This is a genomic window from Muricoccus vinaceus, assembly GCF_042433125.1.
Lineage (GTDB): Bacteria > Pseudomonadota > Alphaproteobacteria > Acetobacterales > Acetobacteraceae > Roseomonas > Roseomonas vinacea.
On the sequence record NZ_JBHLVZ010000002.1, the window covers coordinates 267,475 to 283,370 of the forward strand.

14 protein-coding genes are annotated in these 15,896 nt (G+C 72.4%); 5 read left to right on the top strand and 9 right to left on the bottom strand.

Annotation, left to right across the window (positions count from 1 at the left end; genetic code table 11):
* Positions 1–1,149: a Re/Si-specific NAD(P)(+) transhydrogenase subunit alpha gene (locus tag ACFFIC_RS03025; protein ID WP_377048579.1), complete on the bottom strand. Its 1,149-nt coding sequence runs from the start codon at positions 1,147–1,149 to the stop codon at positions 1–3.
* A 156-nt stretch (positions 1,150–1,305) separates the two neighbouring features.
* Between ACFFIC_RS03025 and ACFFIC_RS03030 the strand changes: the two genes are divergently transcribed.
* A complete protein-coding gene (locus tag ACFFIC_RS03030) occupies positions 1,306–2,073 on the top strand; it encodes a DUF3891 family protein (RefSeq protein WP_377048580.1) in 768 nt (255 codons plus the stop codon).
* Here the strand turns inward: ACFFIC_RS03030 and ACFFIC_RS03035 are convergent.
* Together ACFFIC_RS03035 and ACFFIC_RS03040 are read right to left on the bottom strand one after the other, a co-directional pair.
* The gene (locus tag ACFFIC_RS03035) at positions 2,070–3,440 is read right to left on the bottom strand and encodes an ABC1 kinase family protein (RefSeq protein ID WP_377048581.1); all 1,371 of its coding nucleotides are present in this window, start codon (positions 3,438–3,440) and stop codon (positions 2,070–2,072) included. The genes ACFFIC_RS03030 and ACFFIC_RS03035 overlap by 4 nt on opposite strands.
* Entirely contained in the window at positions 3,433–5,253 is a 1,821-nt protein-coding gene (locus ACFFIC_RS03040) for a M3 family oligoendopeptidase (RefSeq protein ID WP_377048582.1), read from the bottom strand. The genes ACFFIC_RS03035 and ACFFIC_RS03040 overlap by 8 nt, the downstream gene beginning before the upstream one ends.
* Before the next feature lie 188 nt (positions 5,254–5,441).
* Between ACFFIC_RS03040 and ACFFIC_RS03045 the strand changes: the two genes are divergently transcribed.
* Entirely contained in the window at positions 5,442–7,112 is a 1,671-nt protein-coding gene (locus ACFFIC_RS03045; protein WP_377048584.1) for an AMP-dependent synthetase/ligase, read from the top strand.
* Between the two features lie 33 nt (positions 7,113–7,145).
* On the opposite strand, the gene ACFFIC_RS03050 is transcribed toward ACFFIC_RS03045, so the two are convergent.
* The 4 genes from ACFFIC_RS03050 to ACFFIC_RS03065 form a co-directional block, all read right to left on the bottom strand.
* Complete coding sequence (locus ACFFIC_RS03050; RefSeq protein WP_043829248.1) at positions 7,146–7,457, bottom strand: DUF2312 domain-containing protein; 312 nt, start codon at positions 7,455–7,457, stop codon at positions 7,146–7,148.
* A gap of 198 nt (positions 7,458–7,655) precedes the next feature.
* Positions 7,656–8,333, bottom strand: coding sequence for an EI24 domain-containing protein (locus tag ACFFIC_RS03055; protein ID WP_377048586.1), 678 nt, complete (start codon positions 8,331–8,333; stop codon positions 7,656–7,658).
* Positions 8,334–8,339: 6 nt separating this feature from the next.
* Positions 8,340–8,645, bottom strand: coding sequence for a DUF1244 domain-containing protein (locus tag ACFFIC_RS03060; RefSeq protein ID WP_377048588.1), 306 nt, complete (start codon positions 8,643–8,645; stop codon positions 8,340–8,342).
* Positions 8,646–8,694: 49 nt separating this feature from the next.
* Positions 8,695–9,159: a GFA family protein gene (locus ACFFIC_RS03065; protein WP_377048589.1), complete on the bottom strand. Its 465-nt coding sequence runs from the start codon at positions 9,157–9,159 to the stop codon at positions 8,695–8,697.
* A 74-nt stretch (positions 9,160–9,233) separates the two neighbouring features.
* Between ACFFIC_RS03065 and ACFFIC_RS03070 the strand changes: the two genes are divergently transcribed.
* On the top strand, positions 9,234–10,484 hold the full coding sequence (locus ACFFIC_RS03070; RefSeq protein WP_377048590.1) for a DUF2254 domain-containing protein: 1,251 nt from the start codon (positions 9,234–9,236) through the stop codon (positions 10,482–10,484).
* Between the two features lie 54 nt (positions 10,485–10,538).
* Here ACFFIC_RS03070 and ACFFIC_RS03075 read toward each other — a convergent pair whose 3' ends face one another.
* Together ACFFIC_RS03075 and ACFFIC_RS03080 are read right to left on the bottom strand one after the other, a co-directional pair.
* Positions 10,539–11,519, bottom strand: a complete 981-nt coding sequence (locus ACFFIC_RS03075; protein WP_377048591.1) for a tripartite tricarboxylate transporter substrate-binding protein — start codon at positions 11,517–11,519, stop codon at positions 10,539–10,541.
* Between the two features lie 74 nt (positions 11,520–11,593).
* Positions 11,594–12,673, bottom strand: a complete 1,080-nt coding sequence (locus tag ACFFIC_RS03080; protein WP_377048592.1) for a tartrate dehydrogenase — start codon at positions 12,671–12,673, stop codon at positions 11,594–11,596.
* Between the two features lie 153 nt (positions 12,674–12,826).
* Between ACFFIC_RS03080 and ACFFIC_RS03085 the strand changes: the two genes are divergently transcribed.
* Together ACFFIC_RS03085 and pyk are read left to right on the top strand one after the other, a co-directional pair.
* On the top strand, positions 12,827–14,170 hold the full coding sequence (locus ACFFIC_RS03085; protein WP_377048593.1) for a glycerate kinase type-2 family protein: 1,344 nt from the start codon (positions 12,827–12,829) through the stop codon (positions 14,168–14,170).
* 57 nt (positions 14,171–14,227) lie between these two features.
* Positions 14,228–15,862 (top strand): pyruvate kinase, encoded by a 1,635-nt coding sequence (pyk, locus tag ACFFIC_RS03090; protein ID WP_377048594.1) that lies wholly within the window; start codon positions 14,228–14,230, stop codon positions 15,860–15,862.
* The last annotated feature ends 34 nt before the right edge of the window (positions 15,863–15,896 follow it).

Consider the following 15,896-nt stretch of genomic DNA (forward strand, 5'->3'; position numbering starts at 1 on the left):
TCAGCCGGCCGCGAAATTGGCGTGAACGACCTGTCCGCCCCGGGTCAGCATCACGCCGCGCACCAGGTCGTCCTCCGCCGGCAGCTTCGGCGCGGAAGCGTCCTTGTCCCAGAAGGTCGTCAGAAAGGTCAGCAGGTTGCGCGCGTAAAGGCTGCTCGCCGCCGCCGGGATGCGCGCGGGCCAGTTGGAGAAGCCCAGCACCTTCACCCCGTTGGGCGTCACCACCATCTCGCCCGGCTTCGTCGCCGCGCAGTTGCCCCCGGCGTCGGAGGCGATGTCCACGATCACCGAGCCCGGCTTCATGGAGGCCACCATCGCCTCCGTCACCAGGATCGGCGCCCGCCGGCCCTGCACCAGGGCCGTGCACACCACGATGTCCATCTTCCCGATCGCGGCCGCCACCACCTCGCCCTGCTTGGCCAGGAACTCCGCGCTCATGGGCTTGGCATAGCCACCCGCCGTCTGGGCCGCCCGGCTCTCGTCGTCCTCGTACCCGACGAAGCTCGCGCCGAGCGACTTGATCTCCTCCTTGGCCGCGGGGCGCACGTCGGTGGCCGAAACCCGCCCGCCGAGCCGCCGCGCGGTCGCGATGGCCTGCAACCCCGCCACCCCCGCGCCCATCACCAGCACGTTCGCCGCCGGGATCGTGCCCGCCGCCGTCATCAGCATCGGGAAGCCACGGTCGAACGCCCCCGCCGCCTCCACCACGGCGCGATACCCCGCAAGGTTCGCCTGGGAGGACAGCACGTCCATGCTCTGCGCCCGCGTGATGCGCGGCAGCATCTCCATCGCCGCCGCGTCGATCCCGGCGGCGGCGTAGCGGCCCGCGGCCTCCTTGTCGGCGCCCAGCGTCGCGATCAGCAGTGCCCCGCGCGGGATCAGCGCCAGCTCGTCCACCTCGCCCTCCCCGGCGGACAGCGGCGCCCGCACCTTCAGCACGATCCCGGCTCCCGCCAGGGCGGCGGCGGCATCGGGCGCAACCTCCGCCCCGGCCTCGGCATAGGCGGCATCCGGGAAGCCGGCCGTGAGCCCCGCCCCCGCCTCCACCGCCACCGTCAGACCCAGCGCGATGAGCTTCTTCACGGTCTCCGGAACCGCGGCCACCCGGGCCTCGTCCGCCCGGCGCTCCTTCAACACAGCAAGCCGCATGATCAAAATCCTGTCGTCCCTCGCGGGCGCAGGATTGCGGGGCCTCGCGAAAGGCGCAAGCCCGCACGGCCGGAGCCCTCAGACGGCGATCGCCGCCATGTCTGGTACCGCCGCCGCGGGAGTGCTTCGATCCCGCCCCTCCCACGAGAGGCCGCCATGATCTTCCGAGACGCTCCCGGCGAAACCCGGCTCTTCATTCCCCAGCCGGCCCATGCCCTGCTGTCCGGCCAGATGATGCGGCACTGGGGCGCCCCCGGCTTCGCCCAGCCCGACCCGGCCGAGGAGGTGATCCTGGCCGCGGGCCAGCACGACCTCGCCTGGATGGGCTGGGAAGCCGCGCCCAGCCTCGACCCCTCCACCGGCCGCCCGCAGCAGTTCACCGCCATCGGCCCCGCCGCCCACGCGCCCCGCTGGGCCGCGGCGGTGGAGATGGCCCATGCCGCCTGGGGCCTCTGGCCGGCCCTGCTGATCTCGCGCCACGGCACGCTGATCTACACGCGCTACGCCAATCCCGCGCGCGACACACCGGCCGACAAGCAGGCCGCCGCCCGCTACCTCGCCGAGCAAGGCGCGCTGCAAGCCGCCTGGGCCGAGGCGCTCGGCGCCAGCCCGGCGCAGGTGGACCTCAACGCCGCGCTCGTGGCCGCCGCCGATGCCCTGTCGCTCGCCCTGTGCTTCGCCCGCCCCGGCCCCGCCGGCGAGGCACCGACCGAGAACGGCACCCCGGCGCCCCTCACCCTGTCCGGCAGCAGCGAGGCCGGCTGGACCCTGTCCCCCTGGCCCTTCCGCACGCCCGGCCTGACCCTGCGCACGGAGGTCCTGCGCCTCCCCGCCGCCGCGCGCTGGACGGAGGAGGCAGCGATGCACGCCGCCCTCCGCACTGCTCCGCGGATGACCCTGGAGGAACGGCTCCGTCCGGCCTAGGCCACCGAGGTGGAAGCGGTGGCCGGCACCCCCGCATCTGCCAGCGCCGCCGCCTGCCGCGCCGCCAGGTCGGCCTCGCGGTAGTCGTCGATCAGCTTGTGGAACATGTCGTGCCAGTTCAGCTCGGCCCTGAGGCGCAGGAACACGCTGCCCAGCCCCACCGCCGCCCGGTCCATCAGCACGAACTCCCTGGGCGGCCGCACGCCGCCCACGCGCTTCAACCCCGCATGAACCTCCTCGGCCACCTTGCGCCCGTATTGCGGGTCGTTGGTTTCCTGCACGGCCCGCACGCGGTCCTCGAGCAAGGGCTCGTAAAGGAAGCGCGCCCAGCGCAGCAGCACCTCCATCGTCTCGCGCTTGAGGTCCTTGAAGCCCCAGAGCTCGAAGGCATGCGCCGCCTTGTCCCGGTCCTCGTCGCGCACCGCCTCGTACAGGGTCAGCGTCCCCGTGATGAAGCGCGGCGGGAACACGCGGATCGCGCCGAAGTCCAGCAGGTTGATCCCGGCCTCGTCCGGCCGCACCTGGTAGTTGCCCAGGTGCGGGTCGCCATGGATCACGCCGTAGCGGTAGAGCGGCACGTACCAGGCGTGGAACAGCGCGGAAGCATAGGCGTTCCGCTCCTCCAGCGAGGGGTTCTCCTCCAGCCGCGTGAGGATGGAGCGCCCGTCGAGCCAGCTCATGGTCAGCAGGCGCTTGCTCGTCAGCTCGCGAACCGGCGTCGGCACGCGCACGCTCGGCGTGTCACGCAGCATGATGCCGTACATGGCCATCTGCGCGGCCTCGCGCTCGTAGTCCAGCTCCTCGCGCAGCCGGTCGCGCAGCTCGTCGTAAACCTCGTCGTGCTGGATGGTGTTGTCCATGCGGGCATAGAGCCCCATCGCCATGCGCAACTGGCGCAGGTCGGCTTCCACCACGCTCGGCATGTCCGGATACTGCAGCTTGCAGGCGACGCGGCGCCCGTCATGCAGCGTCGCACGGTGCACCTGCCCGAGCGAGGCCGCCGCCGCCGCCTCGCGCTCGAACTCGCGGAACTTCGTTTCCCAGGCCGGCCCAAGCTCCGTGCCCATGCGGCGGCGCACAAAGGCCCAGCCCATCGGCGGCGCGTTCGCCTGAAGGGAAGCAAGCTGCTGCGCGTATTCCTCCGGCAGGGCGTTCGGCACGGTGGACAGGAACTGCGCCACCTTCATCAGCGGGCCCTTCAGCCCGCCGAGGATAGCCTTCAGGTCCTCCGCATGCGCCGTCTTGTCGGTCTTGAGGCCGAGGAAGCGCTCCCCCGCCACCCGCGCCGCGATGCCGCCCACGGCACCGGACGTGCGGGCCATCCGGCGGATCTCGCCGAACAGCGTGTTCTCGCGATTCTCAGCCATCGGCGCGCTCGAGCTCGTCGATGAAGCCCGCGATCACGTCGAGGCCCCTCTTCCAGAACGCCGGGTCCGAGGCATCCAGCCCGAAGGGCGCCAGCAACTCCTGGTGCCGCAACGTGCCCCCCGCCCGCAGCAGGTCGAGGTACTTCCGCTGGAAGTCCGGCACCTGCCCGTCCTGGTAGACACCGTAGAGCGCGTTCACCAGGCAATCCCCGAAGGCATAGGCATACACATAGAAGGGCGTGTGCACGAAGTGCGGGATATAGGACCAGTACACGCCGTAATCCGGCGTGAAGTCGAAGGCCGGGCCAAGGCTCTCGTGCTGCACGGACATCCAGATCTCCGCAATCCGCTCCGAGGATACCTCGCCCTTGCGCCGCTCGTCGTGCACCAGCGTCTCGAAGCGGTAGAAGGCGATCTGCCGCACCACCGTGTTCAGCATGTCCTCCACCTTGGAGGCCAGCATCAGACGCCGCCGGGCGGGGTCGGTCTCCGCGTCCAGCATCGCGCGGAAGGTCAGCATCTCCCCGAACACGCTCGCGGTCTCCGCCAGCGTCAGCGGCGTGCCCGACATCAGGTAGCCCTGCTTCGCTGCCAGCCGCTGGTGCACGCCATGCCCGAGCTCATGGGCCAGCGTCATCACGTCGCGCGACTTCCCGTGGTAGTTCACCAGCAGGTAGGGATGCGCCGAGGGCACGGTCGGGTGCGCGAAGGCGCCCGAAGCCTTGCCCGGCCGCAGCGCCGCGTCGATCCAGGGCTTCTCGAAGAAGTCCCGCCCCATCTCCGCCAGGTCCGGGCTGAAGGCGGCATAGGCGCCCAGCACCTGGTCGCGCGCCGCGGACCAGGGAATGCTGCGGTCCATGTCGCCCGGAAGCGGCGCGTTGCGGTCCCAGTGCTTCATCCGCTCCAGCCCCAGCCACTTCGCCTTCATGGCGTAGTAGCGGTGCGACAGCCGCGGGAAGCTCTCCACCACCGCGCCGACGAGGGCATCCACCACCTCGTCCTCGACCATGTTCGCGCGGTTGCGCGAGGTGCCGGGCCGCGGATAGTTCCGCCACCCGTCCACGATCTCCTTGTCCTTGGCCAGCGTGTTGGTGATCAGCGAGAACAGGCGGATGTTCTCCCCGAACGCCTTCGAGACTCCCGCCGCCGCCGCCTCGCGCACCGCGCGGTCAGGGTCGGAAAGCAGGTTCAGCGCGGCCGAGACCGTCAGCTCGTCGCGGCGCCCGGCCTGGTTCACCGGCACCCGCATATGCGCGATCGTCTCGTCGAACAGGCGGTTCCAGGCCGAGCGCCCGGTCACCTCCTTCTCGTGCAGCAGCTTCTCCGCCTCGTCCGAAAGCTGGTGCGGGCGGAACACGCGCAGGTCGCGCAGCCAGGGCCGCCAGCGCGCCAGCGCGCGCGAACCCGCCATGCGCCCCTCCAGGAAGGAGTCGTCCAGCCGGTTCAGCTCCAGGGTGAAGAACAGCAGGTGGCTGCCGATCACCGTCACCCGCTCCTGCATGGTCTGGTAGAAGCGGCCGTTCTCCGCGTTCTGCGCGTCGCCGCTGAACAGCAGCTGCGCGTAGGACATCACGCGCCCGAGCACCTCCTCGACCCGCTCGTACTCGCGAAGCGCCGCCTCCAGCGCATCGCCGGACATCGAGCCCAGCCGCCCCGCATGGGCGGCCTCGAAGGCGCGCGCCGCCCGTTCCGCCGCCTCCAGGTCGGCCTGGAGCCGCGGGTCCCCGGGCCGTGCGTAAAGGTCGCGCAGGTCCCATTCCGGCAGCGCCTCCCCGGCCGCGGCGGCCCCGAGCCGGGCCTCCGTGTCGCGCATGGGGGAATCACGGAGGCAATCAGGCGCGTGCGGCTTCATTCGGGACGGGTGCCTTGTGGATTCGCTGTGTTCCCTTCCGATATATGCCCCGCGTCCGGTGAGCCAAGGCCAACACCTCGCCGGACGGCCGCGAAGACAAGGGGAGAGGGACGATTCCGGACCAGGACGCCTGGACCAGCCTGCCCGGCATGATGCTGGGCCTGGCCGTCCGCAACCCCGAAAAACCCATGATCCGGCACTGGTCGGGCGGCGCCTGGCGCACCACCACCTGGCGCGACTTCGCGGAGACCGTGGCGCGGGTCGCCGCCGGCATGCGCGCCCGTGGCATCTCGCCCGGGGACCGCGTGGCGCTCGTCAGCGACAGCCGCCCGGAATTCCTGATCGCCGACACCGCCCTGATGGCGATCGGCGCCGTCACCGTGCCGACCTACACCACCAACACGGTCGCGGACCACGCCCATATCCTGCGCGACAGCGGCGCCCGCGCCGCCATCGCCTCCACCCCCCGCCTCGCCGAGCGCCTGCGCGAGGCCGCGGGCCACGGTGGCCTCGATCTCCTGATCTGCCTGGAGGAAGCCCCGGGCACCACCTCCTGGGCCGAGCTCGTCGCCACCCCCGGCGACCTCGCCATGCTGGTGGCGGAGGTGCAGCACATCCCCGAGGGCCGCCTCGCCTGCCTGATCTACACCTCCGGCACCGGCGGCACGCCCAAGGGGGTCATGCTGCCCCACCGCGCCATGCTGGCGAACCGCGCGGGCGTGCTGCCGCTGATCCAGCAGCTCGGCCTCGAATGGAAGGGCGCCTGCTACCTGTCATTTCTTCCCCTCTCCCATGCCTACGAGCACACCGTGGGAGGCTCCCTCCTCCTCTCCTACGGCATCGAGATCGTCTTCTCCCGCGGCGCGGACCGCATCGCCGCCGAGTTCCAGGAGATCGAGCCCGCGCTCGTCACCGCCGTCCCCCGCCTGTTCGAGGTGCTGCGCGGCCGCATCCTGGCCGGGCTGGAAAAGGAGAAGCCCCTCAAGCGCGCCCTGTTCGAGCGCACGGTCGCCCTCGGCCTGCGCAAGATGGACGGTCCGCCGCTGAACCTGCTGGAACGCGTGCAGGACGCCGTGCTGGACCGCCTGGTGCGCGCCAAGGTCCGCGCCCGCTTCGGCAAGCGGCTGGTCGCCATCGTTTCCGGCGGCGCGCGGCTGGACCCGGACCTTTCGGGCTTCTTCCTTGCCCTCGGCATCAATGTCCTGCAGGGCTACGGCCAGACGGAAGCCGGCCCCGTGATCGCCGTCAACCTCCCCTGGGACAACCGCCGCCGCACCGTCGGCCTGCCCGTGCGCGGCGTGGAGGCGCGCATCGCCGAGGATGGCGAGCTGCTGGTCCGCGGCGGCCTGGTCATGGACGGCTACTGGGGCGACCCCGAGGCCACCGCCCGCGCCCTCTCCGTCCCGCCCGGCGAGGCGGAGCCGTGGCTGCACACCGGCGATGTCGGCACGATCGACGAGACCGGCCGCCTGGTCATCACCGACCGCAAGAAGGACTTCATCAAGACGCTGGGCGGCGACATGGTCAGCCCCGCCCGCATCGAAGGCCTGCTGATGGGCGAGCCCGAGATCGCCCAGGCCGTGGTCGCCGGCGAGGGCCGCCCGAGCCTCGTCGCCCTCATCGTGCCGGCGGAAGGCGCGAGCGCCGACAAGGCCCTCCAGCGCATCAACGGCAAGCTCTCGGGCATCGAGCGCATCCGCAAATGGGCGGAGGTCGAGCCCTTCACGGTGGAGAACGGCATGCTCACCCCCACCATGAAGGTGAAGCGCCGCGTGGTGCTCGAGCGCCACGCGAACCGCATCGGCGCCCTTTACTCGTAGAAAGGGCCGGGGCGCCAGGCCCCGGCCCTCCGGTCACATCCCCAGCGCGCGGCGGTACAGGTCGAGCAGCGTCTCCTGCTCCTCGACCTCGGCCGGCTCCTGCTTCCTGATCCGGATGATCTGGCGGATCACCTTCACGTCGAACCCGGCGCTCTTGCCCTCCATGAAGATGTCCTTGATGTCGTCGGCCAGCGCCTTGCGCTCTTCCTCCAGCCGCTCCACCCGCTCGATGATGGAGCGCAGCCGGTCGGCCGCGATGCCCCCCACGTCGGGGTCGGGATCGGCCTTCTGCCTCTCGCGGCTCGCGGCAGCCTCATCGTCGATGTCGAAGGGTACGTCAGACATGGATCTCTCGCTGCATCTGGTCGGGAGGCGGTGAGGGGGGCGCGGTGGCGATCGCGCGCGGCAGCACCGCCGGTGTCCCCCGGCCATCCGCCAATCCCCGACCCCCCTCGGGTGGAGCCGGGGGTCTTACCCCTTCCGCCCCGCCCGCCTCAATGCCCCCCCGCGCCGGCAGGGAACCCTTCGGGAACGCCGTGACCCTCAGGCCACGGGCCCGTCAGCCCCGCGGTGCAGCAGATGCGTCATCGCCGCCGTCCCCAGCACGGGCACCAGCAGGTTGGCGAAGGGCACCAGCGCCATCCCGGCCATCACGGCGCCGACCGCGAGCACCGAGAACTCCCGCCGCTTCCGCAGGATGCGCGCCTGCGCCACCGTCATCCGCCGCTGCGCCACGCCCTCGAACAGCCCGTGCCCCAGCGAGACCGCGGCCACGAGCCACAGCAGCGCCCCGCCGATCAGCGGCAGCAGCAGCGCAACGGGCAGCAGCACAAGGTTCAGCGCCAGCACCTTCAGCGCCAGCGTCACGTTGAACACGCCCTGCGCGGCCAGCGAGGCGCCGCGCGGCGCCGGAAGCCCCGGGTAATGCCGCCGCTCCACCGCCGCCGCCGTCTCGTCCAGGAACAGCCCGGCGAGGGCGAGCGCGAAGGGCACGAAGAGCCAGAAGGCCGCGAACACCGCGGCCACCCCGCCCAGCAGCCCCGCCGCCGTCGCGATCCAGCCCGTGCCCCCCGCCAGCGCCATCACCGCCCAGTCCGCCAGCGCGATCAGCGCGGCCAGGGCCAGCACGGCCCCGAGCGCACCCTTGATCAGAGGCCCGCGGAACCCCCGCTCGAACACCTGGTCGAAAGGCAGTGTCAGGCTCGCGATCACCGCTCCCACGCGCGCTCAGTGCCCCGGATTGCCGGCGGCGAAGGCCGCCTTCTGCTCGGCCGAGGCCTCCCGCTGGTGCTTCGCCTGCCACTCCTTGTAGGGCATGCCATAGACGATCTCGCGCGCCTCCGGATCGGGGATCGCGATCCCCTGCCCCTCCGCCGCCTCTCGGTACCAGCGGGACAGGCAGTTCCGGCAGAAGCCCGCCAGGTTCATCAGGTCGATGTTCTGCACGTCCGTCCGCTCGCGCAGGTGCTGCACCAGCCGCCGGAAGGCCGCGGCCTCGAGCTCCGTGCGGGTCTTGTCGTCGATCTCGGTCATGCCGGCCCCTCTCGTTCCCCGGCGAGATGGGGACGCCCCGCGGAAGCTTCTATCCCTCGCCCGATCCCTCGCCGCGCGTCCCCGGAAAGCGCGGCAACCCGTCGCCGGGGACGACCCAGGGCAGATGGGCGGCGAACTGCACGTGGTCCCAGGGCGGCACCAGCGCGGGATCGTCCAGGCTCGCGGTGGTCACGTCGATCTCGCCCGGCAGGTCGTGCGCGGCAAAGGTCAGCGTCGTTCCGCAATCCCCGCAGAATCCCCGCTCCGCCCGCGCGCTGGAGGCGTAGAGCCGCATCGTGCCGGACACCACGCGGAACCCCGTCCGCGGCACGCTGAACCAGGCGACCATCGGCGCCCCCGCCGCCCGCCGGCAATCCCCGCAATGGCAGATCGTCGCGTGAAAAGGGTCGCCGCCCGCCTCGAAGCGCACGGCGCCGCAATGGCAGCCGCCCGTCCGCACCGGGCCCGTCGCGTCACGCTCCATGGACCATTCCTCCTCGGCACCGCCCTCCACGCTCGCATCCCCGCCGCCAGCAGGAAACCCCGCGCCGCGCCGCGCGTCCCCTCGGGGCAGTTGGAGAACGACCCATGGCCGGAACGTCGCGGTGGCGCTGGCTGATCGGCCAGCTCTGGGGGCGCCTGTGGTTCCGCAGCACCCTCTTCTCCCTCGGGGGCATCGCTGCGGCGCTCGGCGCGGTCGCCATCGGCCCCTTCGTGCCCAGCGGCGCCTCCCGGCAGATCGGCGCCGACGCGGTCGGCGACATCCTCGGCATCCTCGCCGCCTCCATGCTCACCGTCGCCACCTTCTCCCTGTCCACCCTCGTCGCCGCCTATGCGGCCGCCACCAACACGGCCACGCCGCGCGCCACCACCCTCCTGATGGAGGACAGCACCGCCCAGAACGCCCTCGGCACCTTCATCGGCGCCTTTCTCTTCAGCATGGTCGGCATCATCGCCCTCAGCACCGGCCTTTACGGCGAGGAGGGGCGGCTGGTGCTCTTCCTCGCCACGCTCGTCGTCGTGGCCCTGGTGGTGATCACCCTGCTGCGCTGGTTCGACCGCCTGCCACGGATGGGGCGCATGTCGGAAACCATGTCCCGGGTGGAGGAAGCCGCCGCCGAGGCGCTGCGCGAGCGCGCCTGGTCCCCCCATCTCGGCGGCACCCCGGCGCGCCCCGAACCGCCACCCGGCGGGCACGCGATCCGCGCCGAAGGCACCGGCTACGTCGTCCACCTCGACCTCGAGGCGCTGGAAAAGGCCGCCTCCGGCCTGGGCGGCCTGCAGCTCCAAGCCGTGCCCGGCAAGCACGTGCACCGCAACGCCGTTCTCGGCTGGACCCGCGCCGCGCCCGACGCCGGGGCGGAGGACGCGATCCGCGCCGCGATCCTGCTCGGCGCCGACCGCAGCTTCCGCCAGGACCCGCGCTTCGGCCTCCTGGTTCTCTCGGAGATCGCCTCCCGCGCGCTGTCGGATGCCGTCAACGACGCCGGCACCGCGATCCGCGTCCTCGCCGGCGGGCTGCAGGTCTTCGACGCCTGGTGCCACCCGGGAAAGCCGCCCGGCGACCTCCCCCGGTATCCCAGCCTCGCCATCCCCGCCCTCGATCCCAGGGAGCTGGTGGAGGACCTCTACCGCCCCATCGCCCGTGCCGGCGCCGCCAATCCCGCGGTCATGGAGCGCCTGCTCAAGTCCCTCGCCGCCCTGCCCGAGATCGGCGGCGATCCTCTCCGCGCCCCCGCCGAGGCGGAGGCCCGGCGCGCCCTGGCCCTCGCCGAGGCCGCCATCGGCCCCGGGGAGGACCACACCGCCCTGCGCGCCCTCGCCCCGCCCTGGCGCTGAAGGCCGCCCGGCCCGGCGCGCGTGACGCAGGCCAAGCAGCTCGGGCCGCGCAACTCAGTCCGCGTAGACGTTCGCCGCCTGGATGATCGGCCTCCAGCGCGCGACCTCGGCGGCCAGGTGCCGCCGGTGATAGGCCGGCGTCGCCTGCTCCTGGCTCGCCACCTCCGTCACGAGCTCCGCGAAACGCTGCTTCAGCCGCTCCTCGCGCAGCGCCGCGCGGATGGCCTGGGAAAGCCGCTCCTGCACCGCCTCCGGCGTGCCGGCCGGCGCGTACATCCCGTGCCAGGTGCTCATCGCGATCGCCGGCTGCCCGGCCTCGGCCGTGGTCGGCAGGTCCAGCCCCTCGGCCCGGCGGTCGAGCGTCACGGCATAGGACTTGATCCGGTTGTCCCTGATGAAGGGCGCCGTGTTGGTCGCCTGGTCGCAGAACACGTCGATCCGCCCGGCCATCATCTCCGTCAGAACGGGCGCGGAGCCGCGGAACACCACCGTCGTCACGGGCGTGCCGGCCGCGTGCTGGATCAGCATCCCGCAGAGCTGGTTGGCGCCCCCGAGCCCCGAATGCGCGAGGTTCAGCTTGTCCCCCTGCCGCTTCACCTCCGCCATGAAGCCCGCGAGGTCGCTGGCCGGGAAATCCGGCCGCGCCACGATCGTCATCGCCGCGTCCGACACCACGCCCAGCGGCGCGAAGGAGGTTTCGACGTTGTAGGGCAGCGAGCGGTAGAGCGTCGCGCTCGTCGCGTGCCCGATGTGGTGGGACAGCAGGGTGTAGCCGTCCGGCCGCGCATTGGCCACGCGGGCGGCGGCGATGGTGCCCCCCGCCCCCGTCACGTTCTCGACCACCACGGACTGGCCGAGGTCCTTCGCCATCCCCTCCGCCACGAGGCGCGAGATGACATCCGTCGGACCTCCCGCCGTGAAGGGCACCGTGACCGTGATCGGCCGGTTCGGGAAGGCGGGCGCCTGGGCCCTGACGGCTGGCGCGGCCAGCAGGGCGGGGGCCGCGAGAAGCGCGCGGCGGGGCAGCTTGGACAAGGTTCTCTCTCCCGGGTTCTTGCCCGGGAGTGTGAACCGGCGCGCGACCCGCGTCAGCCCTCCCCGCCTTTCGCTCACCCGGCCTTGTTCGCCCCCTCGATCGCCGCGATCACGGCCCGCGTCACCGTCTCGGTGTCCGCCGTGCCCCCGAGGTCGGCCGTGAACACCCCGTCCGCGCAGACCCGCTCCACCGCCGCCATCAGGGCCGCCGCCGCGGCCGGTTCGCCCAGCTTCTCCAGCATCATCGCCCCGGTCCAGAAGGTGGCCACGGGATTGGCGACGCCCTTGCCCATGATATCGAAGGCCGAGCCATGGATCGGCTCGAACATGGAGGGCGCCCGCCCCGACGGGTCGAGGTTGGCCGTCGGCGCCACGCCCAGCGACCCCGCCACGGCCCCGGCCAGGTCGGAAAGAATGTCGGCGTGCAGGTTGGTGGCCACCACCGTGTCGATGCTGGCGGGCTTCTGCACCATCCGCGCCGCCATGGCGTCCACCAGCTCCTTCTCCACGGTCACGTCCGGGTAGCCCTTCGCGATCTCGGCCGCGATGTCGTCCCACATCACCATGCCGTGCCGCTGGGCATTGGACTTCGTCACCACCGTCAGCAGCTTGCGCGGCCGCCCGCGCGCGATGTCGAAGGCCACCCGCATGATCCGCTCCACGCCCGCGCGGGTGAAGATCGAGGTCTCGGTCGCCACCTCCTCGGGGTGCCCGCGATGGGCGCGGCCGCCATGCCCGGCATACTCGCCCTCGGAGTTCTCCCGCACGATCACCCAGTCGATGTCGCCCGGCTCCACGCTGCGCAGCGGGCTCGTCAGCCCCGGCAGCACGCGCGTCGGGCGGATGTTGGCGTACTGGTCGAAGCCCTGGCAGATTTTCAGGCGCAGACCCCAAAGCGTGACGCTGTCCGGCAGGTCTGGGTCGCCCACCGCGCCGAAATAGATCGCGTCGAAGCCCCGGAGCGTCTCCAGCCCGTCCTCGGGCATCATCGCGCCGGTTTCGCGGTAGAAGTCGCTCCCCCAGGGAAGCGTCTCCACCTCCAGCGCGAAGCCGCCGTCGCGCCGGGCGAGCGCTTCCAGCACGCGCAACCCCGCGGGGATGACCTCCTTGCCGATGCCGTCGGCGGGGATGGCGGCGATCCGGTGGCGTCGCATGGTTCCTGGCCCTTCCTCTCTTGCTTTCAAGCTGCTCCAGCGCATTCCACACCGCTGCCCCGGCGGCAAGTCCAGGCCCCGCCCCCGCCCCCGCCCTGGGCTTGCCCGCGCCACCCACCCGGTGAAGATGCCCCCGACGCCAGGAGAGCCACGATGGAAGCGACCACCCCCGCCAGCGACGCCCCCCCGGGCGCGTCCTGGGACGACGCCCGCGCCCGCGCCGCCCTCCGCCGCCTGCTCGATGCCGCCATCGCCAGCGCCGATCCCCGCAAGGTCCTGGCCGCCCATCTGCCCGAGCCCCCCGCCCTCGGCTCCGGCGGCCGCGTGGTCGTGGTGGGCGCGGGCAAGTCCGCCGCCGTCATGGCCGCCTCGGTCGAGGCCGCCTGGCCCGACATTCCCCTGAAAGGCCTGGTGATCACCCGCTACGGCCACGGCGTCCGCACCGGCTACGGCAAGACCGACCGCATCGAGGTGGTCGAGGCCTCACACCCCGTGCCCGACGCCGCCGGCGAACAGGCCGCGGCCCGCATCCTGGCCCTGGTGCAGGGCCTCACCGAGCACGACCTCGTGCTCGCCCTCATCTCCGGCGGCGGCTCCGCCCTGATGCCGCTCGCCGCCCCCGGCCTGACGCTGGCCGACAAGCAGGAGGTCAACCGCGCCCTGCTTTCCTGCGGCGCCACCATCAACGAGATGAACGCTGTCCGCCGCCACCTCTCGGCCGTCAAGGGAGGCCGCCTCGCCGCCGCCGCCCACCCGGCCCGCGTGGTCACGCTGGCCATCTCCGACGTGCCCGGGGACGACCCGGCCGCCATCGCCTCCGGCCCCACCGTGCCCGACCCCACCAGCTTCGCCGACGCCCGCGCCATCGTCGCCCGCTACGCCATCGCGCTCCCCGACCACGTCCGCGCCCACCTGGAGGCCGGCGCCGAGGAAACGCCCAAGCCAGGCGACCCCCGCCTCGCCCGCGCCGAGTACCGCCTCATCGCCACCCCCCTCATGGCCCTCCAGGCCGCCGCGAAGGAAGCAGAGGCCCTCGGCCTCACCCCCCTCATCCTCGGCGACGCGCTGGAGGGCGAGGCGCGCGAGGCCGGCACCCTGCTCGCCGGCATTGCCCGCTCCGCAGCCGCCCACGGCCACCCCGTTCCCCGCCCCGCCGTGCTCCTCTCGGGCGGGGAGACCACCGTCACCCTCGGCGAGGCCCGCGGCGCCGGCGGCCGCAACGGCGAGTGCCTCCTCGGCCTCGCCGTCGCCCTTGCCGGCCATCCCGGCATCTGGTCCCTGATGGCCGACACGGACGGCATCGACGGTTCCGAATCCAACGCCGGCGCCATCGCCGCGCCCAACACCCTGGCGCGCGCGGCCGCCTCGAACATCGATCCCCGCGCCGCGCTATCGGCCCACCGCAGCCACGATGTCTTCGCCGGGCTGGACGACCTCGTGACCACCGGCCCGACCCTGACCAACGTGAACGACTTTCGTGCGGTCATCATAACTTAGCAAAACTAAGGCACATCCGCCCTCGCGCTGTTAACTTAAGCTTCCTAAGTTATCCGCATGCGCGACCAAGCCCTTGAAGCCCTCCTCGCCCGGCGCGGCGCCGTCACCCGCATCGCCAACGGCCTCGGCATCTCCACCGCCGCGGTTTCCCAGTGGCGCCGCATCCCCCCCGAACGGGTGGAGGAGGTGGCCCGCATCATGGAGGTCGCCCCCGAAGCCCTCCTTCCGACCGTCCTCGCCGCCACAGGAGCGCCCCGCTTGGCCCCCAAGATCGCCATCCGCCGCCGCCGCCGCACCAAGATGATCGCGACCCTCGGCCCCGCCAGCAGCAGCCCGGAGGTGATCGAGCGCCTGTTCCGCGCGGGCGCCGACATCTTCCGGCTCAACTTCTCCCACGGCTCCCACGAGGACCACGCCGCCCGCATCGCCACCATCCGCGAGATCGAGCGCCGCACCGGCCGCCCCATCGGCATCCTGGCGGACGTGCAGGGCCCCAAGCTCCGCGTCGGCAAGTTCGCGGGCGGGCGCATCCAGCTCCAGGCGGGCCAGCCCTTCCGCCTCGACCTTTCCCCCGTTCCCGGCGACGTCCGCCGCGTCCAGCTTCCCCACCCCGAGATCATCCACGCCGCCCGCATCGGCACCTCCCTGCTGCTCGACGACGGCAAGCTCCGCCTGGGCGTCACGCGCCAGCGCGAGGACCACCTGGAAACCGAGGTGCTCGTCGGCGGCCCTCTGTCGGACCGCAAGGGCGTCAACGTCCCCGACGTCGCCCTCCCCATTCCCGCGCTGACGGAGAAGGACCGCGCCGACCTCGCCTTCGTGCTGGAGCAGGGCGTCGAGTTCATCGGCCTCTCCTTTGTCCAGCGCCCCGAGGACGTGGCCGAGGCCAAGGAGATCGCCGCCGGCCGCGCCTGGATCATGGTGAAGATGGAGAAGCCCCAGGCCGTCGAGCACATGGACGCCATCCTCGACCTCGCCGACGCCGTCATGGTGGCCCGCGGCGACCTCGGCGTGGAATGCCCGCCCGAGGAGGTGCCGCTGATCCAGAAGCGCATCATCCGCGCCGCCCGCTCCCGCGGCCTGCCCGTGGTGGTGGCGACCCAGATGCTGGAAAGCATGATCAGCGCCCCCACCCCCACCCGCGCGGAGGCCTCCGACGTCGCCACGGCGGTCTTCGACGGCGCCGACGCGGTCATGCTCTCCGCCGAGACGGCCGCCGGCAGCTACCCCTACGAGGCCGTGAACATCATGGACCGCATCATCGCCCGCACCGAGCAGGACCCGGGCTGGCGCTCCATGACCGACGCCGCGCGGCCGGAGCCCCGCCACACCTCCTCCGACGCCATCGCCGCCGCCGCCCGCCAGATCGCCAGCACGATCGAGGCCGAGGCCATCGCCTGCTTCACCTCCACCGGCTCCACCGTGCTGCGCGTCGCCCGGGAGCGCCCCGCCGCGCCCATCCTCGGCCTGACCGCCAGCGAATCCACCGCCCGCCGCCTGGCCCTGGTCTGGGGCGTCCACCCCGTGCCGAGCAAGGAGCCGGCCAGCATGACCGACATGGTCGCCAAGGGCGTTCGCGCCGCGGCCGGGGAAGGCTTCGCCACCCGGGGCGACGAGGTGGTGGTGGTCGCCGGCGTGCCCTTCGGAACCCCCGGCACCACCAACGCGCTGCGCGTGGCGGTGGTGGATTGAGGCCCAGGACAGGGCTAAGCAGCCCGCCAAACCT